Source organism: Hymenobacter sp. PAMC 26628 (assembly GCF_001562275.1).
In the GTDB taxonomy this organism is placed as follows: domain Bacteria; phylum Bacteroidota; class Bacteroidia; order Cytophagales; family Hymenobacteraceae; genus Hymenobacter.
The window spans coordinates 2,697,622-2,711,120 of record NZ_CP014304.1 but is presented as its reverse complement, the minus strand read 5'-3'; the positions used below and the strand labels follow the sequence as shown (position 1 = coordinate 2,711,120).

Genomic DNA, 13,499 nt, shown 5'->3' with positions numbered 1-13,499 from the left:
GTTAGCTGGCCAGCACCGGCTGCGGGGCCGTGGCGAAGCTGGGTAGGGTGATGCCGGCCAATAGCTGCTGCTCCAGCAGGTCGGCCCAGGTGCGGAGGTACAGTACCACATCGTCGCGCTGGTTGTGGCGCAGCAGGTCGCGGCGCTCGAACGGGATGGCCCCCCGGATGGCCGGGTCGGCGAGGCGCTCGAGGTGGGTGAGGTCGGTGCGGGTGAAGCCTAGGGCCAGCATCTCGTCGATGGTGGTATCGATGGGCAGGCCGCTGGTGGGGCAGTAGTCGATGAGCTGGCGCTCCCAGTCACCGTAGCGCTGCATGGCCCGGGCGTGGATCTCGCCCTTGGTCAGCTTCGTGACGGTTTGGGCCAGGTGGCCGCAGTTGCAGCTGCCCATGTGCCCCCACTGGTAGGGGGCCTGGGTGGCGAGGCGCTGGGCCGTGCTGCGCAGGGCCTGAATAATGGGAAGCGAGGTAGTGGCCATAACGGGTGCGAATGACGTGGTGTTGGCCTGAAAAAGCAAAACGGGCCGGAAAAAGTTTTCCGGCCCGTTCAGGGAAATTAATATTTAGCCGCTGAGCCAGCGGCGGCCCGCCTTAGTACGAGCTGCGGCGCGAGCCACCGCCTTCGCGGCGGCCGCCGTCGCGCCCGCCGCTGCCGCCGGCCTGCACGCGCTGGCCACCGCTGCCGAAGCGGCGGTTGGTGTCGCCGCTGCCGCTGCCGGCCTCTGGTGCGGCCGCCCGGCCGCCGCCCGCGGGCCGGTTGCTGTTGGCCGACGACGACCGTTCGCCGCCGGACCGCTCGCCGCTGGGGCGGCCACCGCCGCCGTGGCTACCGCCGGAGCGGCCGCCGCCGCTGCTACCGTCGCGGCTGGGGCGCTGGGGCCGGCCCGCGGGGCCCTTGGGCCGGATGATGCGTTCGCGGCCGTTCAGCTCCACGGGGCGCACATGCGCCGTGGCAAAGGGGTGGTCGGTATTCAGGTCAATCTGGCGGTTGATGAGCTTCTGGATGTCCTGCAAGTAGGCGCGCTCCTCGTCTTCCACAAACGAAAACGCCGTGCCGAAGGCCCCGGCGCGGCCCGTGCGGCCGATGCGGTGCACGTAGGTTTCGGGCTCGTTGGGAATTTCGTAGTTGACGACGTGGGTCAACTCGTCCACGTCGATGCCGCGGGCGGCAATGTCGGTGGCCACCAGCACGCGGGTGCTGCCGGCCTTGAAGTTCGACAGGGCCCGCTGGCGGTGGTTCTGGCTCTTGTTACCGTGGATGGCCTCGGCCATAATCTCGTACTGGGCCAGGGCCTTCACTACTTTGTCGGCCCCGTGCTTGGTGCGGGTGAAGACGAGCACGCGGCGAATGTTCTTGTCGGTGAGCACATGGCGGAGCAGGGCCGGCTTGTTGTTGCCCTCCACCAGAAACACCGACTGCGTCACCGTTTCGGCGGTGCTGCTCACCGGCGTCACGGCTACGCGCACCGGGTTGGGGCGCAGGATGGTGCTGGCCAGCTCCTGGATTTGGCCCGGCATGGTGGCCGAGAAAAACAGCGTTTGGCGCTTGGTGGGCAGCTTGGGCAGGATGCGCTTGATGTCGTTAATGAAGCCCATGTCGAGCATGCGGTCGGCCTCGTCAAGCACAAAAATCTCCACTCCGCGCAGGTCCACGAAGCCCTGGTTCATGAGGTCGAGCAGGCGGCCGGGGGTGGCGATGAGCACCTCCACGCCGCGCTGCAGCTGCGCCACCTGCGGGTTTTGGCCCACGCCGCCGAAGATGACGGTGTGGCGAATCTGGCTCAAATGGCGGCCGTAGGCCCCGAACGATTCGTTGATTTGGATGGCCAGCTCGCGCGTCGGCGTCAGCACGAGGCAGCGGATGCGGCGGGGGGCCTGTTTTTCGAGCTGCGCCGAGCGGTGCAGCAGTTGCAGGATGGGCACGGTGAAGGCCGCGGTTTTGCCGGTGCCGGTCTGGGCCACGCCGAGTAAGTCGTGGCCTTCGAGCACCTGCGGGATGGCCTGCGCTTGAATAGGAGTGGGGGTGGTGTAGCCTTCCTCGGTCAGGGCCTTGAGGATGGGGTCTATCAGGTTTAATTCGCTAAACGTCATAAAGGGGGTTGGGTACGCGAAACTAGGTATCGGGTTGAGGGGCAGCGGCTCAGGGGGAGCCGCCGGCGGGGCCTGGCGGGGCAGCACAGGCGGGCATGGCCGCGCTGGAGGGCCAGGCGCGGGCGGGGGTGGCGGCTCGTCGGAGGCCGCCGCATTCCCTGAAACAGGAGAAGTTGGGGTGAGGTGCGCTTACTTGCGGAGGCAGCCGAGGCGCGGGGCTTTGCCCGGCACAGCCGGGCGGCGGGCTGCTCCGACGGCGGCCCTGGTTTCCACAAAGGTACAACACAGCTTCCCCCCATGCAGATTACCGACCGCAAGCGCGTCTTTAACGGCCACTACAAGATTGATGAGCTGGCCGTGCGGGCCCCCAACGGCCAGGAATTCACCCGCGAGCAATTCATCTTCGGCAACGCCGTGGCGGCGCTGGTTTTCGACACCCAGCGCCAGCTCTACGTGCTCACCCGGCAGTTTCGCTACGGCCCCGAGCGCGAGGTGCTCGAAATCGCGGCCGGCATGATTGACCACGACGACACGCCCGACGCCACCGTGCGCCGCGAAATACACGAGGAACTGGGCTACGAGGTCGATGCGCTCACCCCCATCGCCACCGTGTACTCCACGCCCGGCGCCAGCACCGAAACCATCGCCATCTACTACGCCGAGGTGAGCCGCCAGACGGGCCCCGGCGGCGGCGTGGCCGGCGAAAACGAAACCATCGAAATCGTCACTATGGACTGGGATGCCCTCCTCGCCGAGTCCTTCCAGGACGCTAAAACCTTGGTGGCCGTGCAGTGGGCCCGGCTGCGGCGGTAGCGCGCGCTACTGAGGGGCCCCTGGATAGTGGGCTGGATGCGCTGGTCTCGAACGGCCTACGGAATTGGAAAGTAGACAGCTTCCCCCAGTTTTGACCGGCCTACTTTTAAAGGAAGTTTACAGTGTATTTTTTAGCGCCATAAAAATGCAGTGAGTAGCTTGCCAATGTTTCATCTCTAAATCATTATTAAGAAAAATGAGAATTACGACGATTTTGCTGTCGAGCATCCTGTGCATGTCTGTGTTAAGTTGTTCGTCTAGTCCAGAAAGTACCAATACTGAGGCAAAGGAACCAAACACTAAAAACGCTTCAATACAGAACGTTTCAAATGAAGATACACCTGATAAGAAGATAGTCGGTTCCTGGAAATTGGACCTTTCGGCAGTCGAAGGCGGGAGTACCGTAAAATCTATTCAGAAATATGCCGCTGACAAAACCTTCCTCTTCATACTGGAAAGCTCTGTGGAAGGCGTAAAGGGTTCGACACAAACTGGCACATGGCGTGTCGAGGATAAGAAGATAATATTGAGTCCCATAGATGAATCAGGCAGGACAGAGACTGACGCAGGACATTACGATATCATCCAAATAGGCGAAAATTCCATGACTTTGAAGAATGGAAAAGACCTACTGGTGCTTATCAAGGTCGTATGAGCCGGGTCCACATCCACAGGGAGGTTAAACTGAATGCTCCTAACCAGCCCCCAGATTGGAACCTCTGCTTTCAATGGGTTACCTACGATTATGATGATGGGGAACCGTCTCAAAATGGGTATAGATTTATCTGGAGGCGGCCTGACGAAAGCCTCCAACCAGCCCGTGGCCAAGCGCGCATTCCATCGGGAGCCGACTTATTGAGCCTGCTAACCAAAGCAACTGATGCTGGATGGTTTATCAAAATTGAATAGCCTTTCCTGGTCTTTTCGTACTAATGGGGAATAAAATCACTCGAAGCCGGTGGGACTATTTTGCAGTTGCAAAATAATGGAGCCTTTTCCGGCTCAGGCCTACCGCTTTTGATGCACCTGGTTCGTATTCGCTACCGTCTGGGCCTGCTCGTCTCCCATTGTGTGTACCACTCAAGATAAGAGCAATTATTGCAGTTCAGGTTTAGAGTGACCAGCTAGATCGGGAAGCCGACAATGGCTTGTGAAATACTTGCTCGGCTTCAAGATTCCAAATTGAAAGCAACAGTTGCGCAAGCCCCAACCGAGGTAGGCTGGCAAAAACCGGCCGCTAACGCAAGAAGGGCCCGCCGCAACTCAAAGTGACGGCGGGCCCTCGGTTTTGGGCCATTGTAAAGTACCAGCCCGCCGGGGCCCTACTGCACCGGGGGCACTGTTATCGCGTGCTCGAACGTCAGGTAGAGTTTGGTGCCGCCCAGATTCACTAGACATCAGGCGTGTTCCAAAATAAGCTCGGCAGAAATGCCCAGTTTTTGGTGTAGCCGCTTGGCTAGGTCCAGGTTGATGGCGCGTTTGCCGTTCAGCACTTCGCTCAGGCGGCTGTTGGCCACGCCGAGCAGGGCCGCCAATTCTTGTTTCTTCAGGTGCCGCGCCACCATTTCCCGCTCCAGGATGCCCACCAGCGAGGTGGGCGCGACGGGGCGGTGGCCGTGGCTGTTCTCGTATTCGTTGGCGGCGTGGCCCAGGGCTTTGATTTCGTCCAGGCTGCCGGGCTCGTGGTCGATGAGGTATTCCAGCCGCGTCATTGCCGCTTGGTATTCCTTTTCGGTGTGCAGGGTGCGCGTCATGGAGCGTGTGCGTTAAGTTGCTGGTCTTGGCCTTACACCACTTTTACGTCGGGGATGCGGTCGTATTCGGCATGGGTGCCCAGGAAGCGGACGTACACTTGATAGGCGGGAAAAAAGATGCGGACGATGAGGCGGAAGCGGTTGCCCATGATGTTGAATACGTAGCGATTATTGCCCACGTAGCGGGCCGGTACCTCGGCGGCGGTTTGCCATTCAGCTGCTTCCGTCATCTCAAACCACTCCAATAATGCTTCGGCTACATCGGGATGCTGGGTATTGGCATAATCCCGCAGCACTTTCTTAGTCAGAATCTGCACAGGGGACAAGGAAAGGAAGTTGTTATTATACTAAGATAAGAAAAATTTCCGAATAGTGTAAAAACATTTACACTATTCGGAAATACGTTTTTAATTTTTCTGGTAACACTGGTTGCAGTAGCGCCTGCCTTCCAGCCCCAATTACCAGCCCGCCGGAGCCCTATTGCACCGGCGGCACCGTCACGAGGTACTCGAACGCCAGGTACAGCTTGGCATCGCCCACGCGCAGCTTCAGGTCCTGGGGCTCCACTTTGGGCAGGGGCAGCAGGCCCTGGGCCTGGTAGAGGTCGCGGCCGAAGAAGCGGCCGGGGGTGGGGGGCGGCACCAACTTGAACACTTCCTGGCCAGCCTTGTCGGTGGCCACGATGACGAGGTTGCCCAGGTTGGCGCTGCCGGGGCCCTTGCGGCGGATGGTGACCTGGAGCGTGCCGCCGGGGGGCAGGGCGGCCAGGCGGCGCTGGTAGGTGGTGTCGGCCCAGGTGTGCAGCCGGCGCAGCTCGTCGATTTCCGCCCGCATCTGGGCGTAGGGGCGGTAGGCGACGCGGGTGTAGGTGCCGTTCACGTCGGCTTCCTCGTCGGTGTTTTTGGTCACGTTTTGCACGGCCGGCGATTCGGCGTCGCGCTGCGGAAACATGTAGTGGCGCTTGTTGGTGATGAACTTGCTGGCATCGGGGGCCTGGGCGCGGGCGGCCCCGGCGGTGCCCAGCCCCAGGCCGGCAATGAATAATAGGCCGCGCAGGGACCGGGTGGTAGCGTTGTGCATTGGATAAAGATAAAATAGGGTAGAAGCCAGAGGTTATTCTCTGGTGGATAAAAAAGACCAAAATCAGCCCGTTTCAGCCCGTAAAGAAACAATCGCCGCCGCAAATCACCCAGCTGGGGCCCCGCATGGTCCTTGTTTTTTTACCAAAACGTAACCCGCCCGTAACCGCCGCGTCACATGGCCGGCCGAAATTTGAGGATAGGTATTATTCCTTTCCTTACATCGTTCGTGCCATGCATTTCCCGGCTTTGGTTTCGTGGGGGCGCCGCCTGGGGCGCTGGGTTTTATACGAGCTGTTTCAGCTGGCCCTGGGCGTGGCTTTTGGGCTGCGGCTGCTGGGCAGCCTGCGCTCGGCGCTGGGCGGCGGGGGGCGCACCAACGGGGCCCCCCGCTGGGCCGGCCCCGCCGTGCGGCCCCGCCGGCCCGAAGCCCGGCGGGGCCGCACGGCCTTTCCCCAGCCCGCCGCCGCATGAGCGAACCTGCTGCTATTTCATTTGAAGAAACCGGCCCCGCCGGACCGGGGCCCCAGCTGCCCAAGGCCGGCCGCGGCAAGCGCCGCCGCGTGCACGTGGCGGTGGTATCGGATATCCATTTGGGCACGTACGGCTGCCACGCCCGCGAGCTGCTGCGCTACCTCAAAAGCATCCGGCCGCAGGTGCTGGTGCTGAACGGCGACATCGTAGACATCTGGCAGTTCAGTAAGAATTACTGGCCGCCCGCCCACATGCGGGTGGTGCGCTACCTGGCCGGCCTGGCCGCCAAGGGCACCAAAATTTACTACCTCACCGGCAACCACGACGAGCTGCTGCGCAAGTTCGCGGGCCTCAAAATTGGGCAGTTTCATTTGGATAACAAGCTGGTGCTCGACTTGCCCCACGGCCGCACCTGGCTTTTCCACGGCGACGTGTTCGACGTGACCATGCGGCATTCGCGCTGGCTGGCCAAGCTCGGCGGGCAGGGCTACGACTTGCTGATTCTCATCAACCGGTTCGCCAATTTCCTGCTCGACAAGCTGGGGCGGCCCCGGGTGGCGCTGTCCAAGCTGGTGAAGGAGCGGGTGAAAACGGCCGTGGCCGCCGTCAACAACTTTGAGGAAACGGCGGCCGCCATTGCCGCCGACGAGGGCTACCGCTACGTGGCCTGCGGCCACATCCACCAGCCCGAAATCAAGGACATTGCCACCGCCCGGGGCCCCATCACCTACCTCAACTCCGGCGACTGGGTCGAGAACCTGACGGCCCTGGAGTACACCGCGGCCGCCGGCTGGGTGCTGTACCGCTACGCCGACGACCCCCGCATGCAGGGCCTGGCCGAGCCCGACGACGCCACCGACACCGCCGCCGACGCCCACCCCGCCCAGCTGCTGGAAGGGCTGCTGGCCGAATTCAAGATCAAATAACTTTGGGGCTTTGCTATTAACTTTTAGTCTTAGAACGTCATGCTGAGCGCAGCCGAAGCATCTCTCCCGCGCCACTAATTAAGATTACTGCCGCGGGAGAGATGCTTCGGCTGCGCTCAGCATGACGTTCTAAGAGTGAGGGCCCCAAAACCAAGCACCAGACACCAAAAAATGCGCATTCTTTACGCCATTCAGGGCACCGGCAACGGCCACCTGGCCCGGGCCCTCGATGTGGTGCCGCTGCTGCAAGCCCGCTGCGACCACCTGGATCTGTTAATCAGCGGCCCGCCGGCCGATTTGTCGCTGCCGTTCGACGTGCGCTACCGGGCCCAGGGCATGGGGTTTCTATTCGGTAAAAAGGGTGGCATCAACTTCGTGAAAACTTTCTGGCAGTTCAACTCGGCCAAGTTCCTGCGCGAGGTGCGCGCGCTGCCCGTGGAAAGCTACGACTTGGTCATCAGCGACTTCGAGCCCGTGGCCAGCTGGGCGTGCCGGCTGCGCGAGGTGCCCTGCGTGGCCCTCAGCCACCAGTGCGCCGTGCTGCACCCCGCCGCCCCGCGCCCCGAAGCTGAGGACCCCGCCGGCCGGGCCGTGCTGCGCCACTACGCCCCGAGCACGGCGCAGTACGGGTTCCACTTCCAGGAATACGCGCCGGGTATTGCCACGCCCGTCATCCGGCAGCAGGTGCGGGCCCTGGCGCCCACCAACGAGGGCCACTACACGGTGTACCTGCCCGCGTTTGAGGAAAAACTGCTCGTGGAGCGCCTGCGCTACCTGAGCCGGGACACGCGCTGGGAGGTGTTCAGCAAGCACAGCGCCGAGCCCGCCACCTACGGCAACGTGCGGGTGTGGCCGGTGAGCGGCGGGGCTTTCCTCGACAGCCTGGCGCGCGCGGCCGGGGTGCTGTGCGGGGCCGGCTTCGAGACGCCCGCCGAGGCCCTGTACCTGGGCAAAAAGCTGCTCGTGGTGCCCATGAAGCAGCAGTACGAGCAGCAATGCAACGCCGCCGCGCTTGCCCAAATGGATATACCCGTTATTAAGAACCTCAAAGACAAGCACCTGGCCGTGGTGGACGAGTGGTTGCACCAAGGCCGGGTGATTCCCGTTGATTACCCCGACCGCACGGCTGCCGTGCTCGACCAGCTGCTGGCCGAGCAGCGGCCGGGGCCCCGGCCCCCTGTTTCTTCGCCTACCGCTTCCGCCTCCGCGCCCCGCGCATGATTGACAATTCTTCTGCTTTGCCCGCGGCGTTCTTCCCGCCGTCGGGGCCCCCGGCGTTCACCCGCGCCGATTTTGGGCCCGATTTTCACTGGGGGGCCGCCGCGGCCGCCTACCAAACCGAGGGCGCCTGGCAGCTGCAAGGCAAGGGCCCCAGCATCTGGGACGATTTCACGCGGCGCAAGGGGGCCGTGCGGCGCGGCGAGCACGGGCGCGTGGCCACCGATTTCTACCACCGCCACGCCACCGACCTCGACCTGGCCCAGGCCATGGGGCTGACGGATTTCCGGTTCTCGGCGGCTTGGCCGCGCGTACTGCCCGCCGGCACGGGGGCCGTGAACCGGCGCGGCCTCGACTTCTACGACCGCCTCGTGGACGCCTGCCTGGAGCGCGACCTGCGCCCTTGGCTTACCGTCTACCACTGGGACCTGCCCAGCGCCCTGCAAGCCCAGGGCGGCTGGGCCAACCGCAGTGTGGTGGGCTGGCTGGCCGACTACGCTCAGGTGCTGGCCCGCCGTCTCGGCGACCGGGTGCAGCACTGGATGGTGCTCAACGAGCCGATGGTGTTCGTGGGGGCGGGGCACCTGCTGGGCGTGCACGCGCCGGGGCGGCGGCACCTGGGGGCGTTTCTGGCGGCGGCCCACCACGCCACGCTGGCCCAGGCCGAGGGCGGCCGGGCGCTGCGGGCCGCCCTGCCGGCCACGGCCCGCATCGGCACCACGTTTTCGTGCTCGTACCTCACGCCGCACCGCCCGGGCAACGCCCGCGACGAGGCCGCCACCCGCCGCGCCGACGCCCTGCTGAACCGCTTTTTCGTGGAGCCCGCCCTGGGCCTGGGCTACCCCGTGGCCGAGCTGCCCGCCCTGCGCTGGCTGCTCGAGCGCTACCACAAGCCCGGCGACGACCAGCGGCTTGTCTTCGATTTTGATTTCTGGGGCATCCAGAACTACACCCGCGAGGTGGTGAAGTTTTCGCCCTGGCTGCCGCTGCAATGGGCCACGCTGGTGCCCGCCAAGCAGCGCGGCGTGCCCCACACCGATATGGGCTGGGAGGTGTACCCGGAGAGTATTTACCAAATGTTAAAGCAATACAGCGCTTATTCAAATGCGCCACAATTGCTGATAACTGAAAGTGGGTCAGCGTTCCCAGATGTGAAAATAGGCGGTGGCGTGCCCGATGCCCAGCGCCGCGCCTATCTGCAAGCCGCCCTGGGCCAAGTGCTGCGCGCCCAGCGCGAGGGCATCGACGTGGCCGGCTACTTCGCCTGGACGCTCACCGACAACTTCGAGTGGGCCGAGGGCTACGGGCCCCGTTTCGGCCTGGTGCACGTCGACTACGAAACCCAGGCGCGCACCGTGAAGGACTCGGGCCTGTGGTACCGCGACTTCCTGCGCGGGGCCCCGGCCGGGGCCCCCGCTGCCACTGCGCTGCGGCAAGCCGCGGGCGGGGCGGCCGACTGATAGCCCCCTATTCAGATGGCCTCTAAGCACAAGCCGCGGCTGTTGGCTGGGGCCCCCGGTCATCCCCGCCGCGCTGTGGCTGGTTGCGTATGCCTTTAATTAGCGCTATTCTCTTCTCTCCTTAACACCCCATTCCATGAGTACTTCCCAAACCCTCTCCCTGTCGGTCGGCGATGGCACCACGATGCAGGCCTACGCGGCCCAGCCCGCGGCGGCCAACGGCGCGGTGCCCGGCATCATTCTGTTGCAGGAAGCCTTCGGTGTGAACCACCACATCCGCAGCGTGGCCGACCGGCTGGCGCAGGCCGGCTACGCCGTGGTGGCCCCCGAGCTGTTTCACCGCACGGCTGCGCCGGGCCTGGAAATTGCCTACAGCGACTTCCCCAGCGCCATGCCGCACTACTTCGCCATCAACAACGAGGGCCTGACGGCTGACTTGCAGGCGGCCCACGCCTGGCTCACCAGCCAGCCCGGCGTGGTGGCCGACAAAATTGGTAGCATCGGGTTTTGCCTGGGCGGGCGCGTGTCGTTTCTGGCCAACGCCGTGCTGCCGCTGGCGGCCGGCGTGTCGTACTACGGCGGCGGCACCGAGCAAATCAAGGACCGCGCCGCCGACCTGCACGCCCCGCACCTGTTCTTCTGGGGCGGGCTCGATGCGCACATCTCCAAGGAGAACATTGCGGAGGTTATCGAGGCAGTAGCTGCGGCCAAAAAGCCCTACGTCAATACCGTCATCTCCGACGCTGACCACGGGTTCCACTGCGACGAGCGCTCCAGCTACAACCCCGCCGCCGCTCACGAGGCCTGGGCCCTCACGCTGGCGTTTTTCGCCGACAAATTCAAGGCGACCAAGTAAGGAGCCGGCTGGTGTTTCAATGGCGCGTTTTTAAAAACGTTGCCGACAGAACGTTGCCGACAGAACACTCACAACAGAACGATTCCATAAGAACGTCATGCAGCGCGCAGCCGAAGCACCTCTCCCGCTGAGTAATTATTTACTCAGCGGGAGAGGTGCTTCGGCTGCGCGGACGCCAGATGAGCATGACGTTCTTATGTTTTAGCGCGAAGCCCGCGCCCGCTACAGGGGCCCCAGCAGGGGCTTGGCCGCGATGAACCGGTCAATGAGCCGCTCCGGGTGCTGCTCGTCGAACTCGGCGAAGCCCAGCACGAACGCCGGCTGGGGCTGCACAAACCGTAGGGCTTCGTTCACGGCGTCGCGGTAGGCGCGGAAGCGTTCGGGCTCGGCGGTGGCAGCGGCGGCTTCGGTGTCCCAGCGCAGGGCCCCGGGGCCCTTGCGCACCAGCAGCGGCAGCACAAACGGGATGTAGCGGCTGAACACCGGGTTGGCGGCGCTGGTCAGCCGCGCGTCGGGCCACACGTGGAAATCAGCAAACGAGGCCGGCGGGGCCACCACGTAGCGCGCCTGCTCCTCGGCCAGGGCCCCAAACAGCGCCGCCCGGCCCGGCTGGGCGTAGAGCTGCGCGAAGGCCGCGTACCACACCGTGACGCCGGCCGGGCGCACGAGCTGGTAGGGGTGGAAGGTGCTGCCGACGCCCACGCCGCCGTGGGGCCCCACCACCAGGTCGTAGAGTCGGCCGAACCGGGCCACGTCGGCCGCTTGGCGGTAGGGGTTGTCGGTGAGGCCGTAGAGGCCGAAGCAGGCGAAATCGGCAAGGGACGGCGGGGCGGCGGGGGCGGTTGGGTCGGACACGGCGGGGCAAAGGAAAAATGCACGGGGCCACGGCCCAGCGGGGGCCGCAAATTTCGGCGCTGGCCGGCTTTCCCCGCGCGGCCGGTGCTACATTTCGGACGCACAATTTGCATGATTCCCACCCCAACCATGAAAAAACTTCTGTTTCTGCCGTTTGCCGCCTTGCTCTGCGGCCAATTAACCGGCGCCCACGCCGCGCCCCGGCCTGCGGGCGCGCGCCCGGCTTACTTCGCCCTTAAAGTGTACCACCTCAAAACCAGCCGGCAGGAGGCGCTCGTCGACAGCTTCTTGCAGCACCAGTACCTGCCGGCGCTGCACGCGGCGGGCATTCCCGCCATTGGGGTGTTCAAGCCGGTGGGCAACGACACCGCCGCCGACCGGCGCGTGTACGTGTTCACGCCCTACGCCTCCGCGAAGCAGTGGGAGCAGGTAGACAAGGGCGTGGCACCTAAGCTGGTGGCGGCGGGCGGCGGCTACGAAAACGCGGCCTACACCAGCCCGGCCTACGGCCGCCAGGAAAACATTTTCATCAAAGCCTTCGACGAAATGCCCGGCCTGGGGGCCCCCCGCCTCGACGCGCCCAAGAGCGAGCGGGTGTATGAGCTGCGGAGCTACGAAGGCGCCAGCGAAAAAATCTTCGGCAGCAAGGTGCGGATGTTCAACGCCGGCGGCGAAATCAAGCTCTTCGACCGGCTCGGCTTCAACGGCATTTTCTACGGCCAAGTCCTGTTCGGGCCGAAAATGCCGAACCTGATGTACATGACCTCGTTCAAAAACATGCCCGACCGCGACGCGCACTGGAAAGCCTTCAGCGCCGACCCCGAGTGGAAGCGGCTGTCCGGCCTGCCCGAGTACCAAAACACCGTGTCGCACATGGACATCACGTTTTTGCGCCCGGTGAATTACTCGGATTTGTAAGTAACCAATTGGGGAGAACGTCATGCTTCGGCTGCGTGGACGCCAGATGAGCATGACGTTCTTAATTTTTCCGCCTTTCCCTTCCAGCCCTGCACTATGTCCGCTTCCCGTCGTGACTTCTTGAAAAACGCCGCGGCCCTGATAGGCGCCGCCGCCGTGGCACCGCAAGCATTAGTGGCCCGGGAGCTGCCGGCCAAGACTTTTTTTGAAATTTCTCTGGCCGAGTGGTCGTTTCACAAAGCGCTGTTCAGCAACAAAATCAGCAACCTCGACTTTCCGGTCATCGCCAAAAAGCAGTACGGTATCGGGGTGGTGGAGTACGTGAACCAGTTTTTCAAAGACAAGGCCGAGGACTCGAAATACCTAGCCGAGCTGCTGCTGCGCTGCCACGACAACGGGGTGAAAAACCACCTGATTATGATCGACGGCGAGGGCGACCTGGGGGCCCCCACCGAGGCCGAGCGCATCAAGGCGGTCGAAAACCACTACAAATGGGTGGATGCGGCCAAATACCTGGGCTGCCTCACCGTGCGGGTGAACGCCTTCGGTAAGGGCTCGGCCACGGAGGTGCAGAAAGCCGCCGCCGACGGCCTGGCCCGGCTGGCCGAGTACGCCCAAAAAGCGGGCATCAACGTGATAGTTGAAAACCACGGCAGCTACACTTCCAACGGCGAGTGGCTGCTGGCCACCATTCGGCAAGTGGGCAAGCCCAACGTGGGCATCCTGCCCGACTTTGGCAATTTCTGCATCCGGCGCGACACCGGCGACCTATACAAGGGCAAGTGCATCGAGGAGTACGACAAGTACAAGGCCGTGCGCGAGTGGATGCCGGTGGCCAAAGGCGTGAGCGCCAAAACCTTCGATTTTGACGCCAACGACAACTGCGTGGAAACCGACTACTACAAGATGTTCAAAATTATCAAAGACTCGGGTTTCCGCGGCTACGTGGGCATTGAGTACGAAGGCGAAGTCACCAGCGAAGAAGAAGGCGTGCGCAAAACCAAAGCCCTGCTGGAAAAGGTGTTAAAAACGCTGGGATAAGCGCGAAGCGGTGAG

Annotated in this window: 15 protein-coding genes; 9 read left to right on the top strand and 6 right to left on the bottom strand. The window is 63.5% G+C overall.

Annotated features, from left to right (window positions below):
* Window position 1: 1 nt before the first annotated feature.
* Both AXW84_RS11995 and AXW84_RS11990 read right to left on the bottom strand, forming a co-directional pair.
* Window positions 2-478 carry a hypothetical protein gene (locus AXW84_RS11995; RefSeq protein WP_068233265.1) on the bottom strand — a complete coding sequence of 159 codons (477 nt, stop codon included), beginning with the start codon at window positions 476-478 and terminating at the stop codon, window positions 2-4.
* Window positions 479-590: 112 nt separating this feature from the next.
* Window positions 591-2,090: a DEAD/DEAH box helicase gene (locus AXW84_RS11990; RefSeq protein WP_068233262.1), complete on the bottom strand. Its 1,500-nt coding sequence runs from the start codon at window positions 2,088-2,090 to the stop codon at window positions 591-593.
* 297 nt (window positions 2,091-2,387) lie between these two features.
* Here AXW84_RS11990 and AXW84_RS11985 point away from each other — a divergent pair, with 297 nt between their 5' ends.
* Window positions 2,388-2,903 (top strand): NUDIX domain-containing protein, encoded by a 516-nt coding sequence (locus tag AXW84_RS11985; RefSeq protein WP_068233259.1) that lies wholly within the window; start codon window positions 2,388-2,390, stop codon window positions 2,901-2,903.
* Between the two features lie 196 nt (window positions 2,904-3,099).
* The gene (locus AXW84_RS23320; protein ID WP_162268261.1) at window positions 3,100-3,558 is read left to right on the top strand and encodes a hypothetical protein; all 459 of its coding nucleotides are present in this window, start codon (window positions 3,100-3,102) and stop codon (window positions 3,556-3,558) included.
* A 742-nt stretch (window positions 3,559-4,300) separates the two neighbouring features.
* Here AXW84_RS23320 and AXW84_RS11980 read toward each other — a convergent pair.
* The 3 genes from AXW84_RS11980 to AXW84_RS11970 all read right to left on the bottom strand — a co-directional run bounded on the left by AXW84_RS11980 (window position 4,301) and on the right by AXW84_RS11970 (window position 5,737).
* Window positions 4,301-4,657, bottom strand: a complete 357-nt coding sequence (locus AXW84_RS11980; protein WP_068233256.1) for a helix-turn-helix domain-containing protein — start codon at window positions 4,655-4,657, stop codon at window positions 4,301-4,303.
* A 32-nt stretch (window positions 4,658-4,689) separates the two neighbouring features.
* Window positions 4,690-4,974: a type II toxin-antitoxin system HigB family toxin gene (locus AXW84_RS11975; RefSeq protein WP_068233253.1), complete on the bottom strand. Its 285-nt coding sequence runs from the start codon at window positions 4,972-4,974 to the stop codon at window positions 4,690-4,692.
* Between the two features lie 160 nt (window positions 4,975-5,134).
* Window positions 5,135-5,737 carry a hypothetical protein gene (locus AXW84_RS11970; protein WP_068233250.1) on the bottom strand — a complete coding sequence of 201 codons (603 nt, stop codon included), beginning with the start codon at window positions 5,735-5,737 and terminating at the stop codon, window positions 5,135-5,137.
* Between the two features lie 233 nt (window positions 5,738-5,970).
* Between AXW84_RS11970 and AXW84_RS11965 the strand changes: the two genes are divergently transcribed.
* The 5 genes from AXW84_RS11965 to AXW84_RS11945 all read left to right on the top strand — a co-directional run bounded on the left by AXW84_RS11965 (window position 5,971) and on the right by AXW84_RS11945 (window position 10,670).
* Window positions 5,971-6,210 carry a hypothetical protein gene (locus tag AXW84_RS11965; protein ID WP_068233247.1) on the top strand — a complete coding sequence of 80 codons (240 nt, stop codon included), beginning with the start codon at window positions 5,971-5,973 and terminating at the stop codon, window positions 6,208-6,210.
* Window positions 6,207-7,136, top strand: a complete 930-nt coding sequence (locus tag AXW84_RS11960) for a UDP-2,3-diacylglucosamine diphosphatase (RefSeq protein WP_082773856.1) — start codon at window positions 6,207-6,209, stop codon at window positions 7,134-7,136. The genes AXW84_RS11965 and AXW84_RS11960 overlap by 4 nt, the downstream gene beginning before the upstream one ends.
* Window positions 7,137-7,307: 171 nt before the next feature.
* Window positions 7,308-8,357, top strand: coding sequence for a glycosyltransferase family protein (locus AXW84_RS11955; RefSeq protein ID WP_068233244.1), 1,050 nt, complete (start codon window positions 7,308-7,310; stop codon window positions 8,355-8,357).
* Window positions 8,354-9,814, top strand: coding sequence for a GH1 family beta-glucosidase (locus tag AXW84_RS11950; RefSeq protein WP_082773855.1), 1,461 nt, complete (start codon window positions 8,354-8,356; stop codon window positions 9,812-9,814). The genes AXW84_RS11955 and AXW84_RS11950 overlap by 4 nt, the downstream gene beginning before the upstream one ends.
* A gap of 136 nt (window positions 9,815-9,950) precedes the next feature.
* Complete coding sequence (locus AXW84_RS11945; protein WP_068233240.1) at window positions 9,951-10,670, top strand: dienelactone hydrolase family protein; 720 nt, start codon at window positions 9,951-9,953, stop codon at window positions 10,668-10,670.
* A 222-nt stretch (window positions 10,671-10,892) separates the two neighbouring features.
* Here AXW84_RS11945 and AXW84_RS11940 read toward each other — a convergent pair whose 3' ends face one another.
* Window positions 10,893-11,525: a hypothetical protein gene (locus AXW84_RS11940; RefSeq protein WP_068233238.1), complete on the bottom strand. Its 633-nt coding sequence runs from the start codon at window positions 11,523-11,525 to the stop codon at window positions 10,893-10,895.
* Between the two features lie 129 nt (window positions 11,526-11,654).
* On the opposite strand from AXW84_RS11940, the gene AXW84_RS11935 reads away from it, so the two are divergent.
* Together AXW84_RS11935 and AXW84_RS11930 are read left to right on the top strand one after the other, a co-directional pair.
* Window positions 11,655-12,443: an NIPSNAP family protein gene (locus tag AXW84_RS11935; RefSeq protein ID WP_068233235.1), complete on the top strand. Its 789-nt coding sequence runs from the start codon at window positions 11,655-11,657 to the stop codon at window positions 12,441-12,443.
* Between the two features lie 96 nt (window positions 12,444-12,539).
* Window positions 12,540-13,484: a sugar phosphate isomerase/epimerase family protein gene (locus tag AXW84_RS11930; RefSeq protein WP_068233232.1), complete on the top strand. Its 945-nt coding sequence runs from the start codon at window positions 12,540-12,542 to the stop codon at window positions 13,482-13,484.
* Window positions 13,485-13,499: the final 15 nt, after the last annotated feature.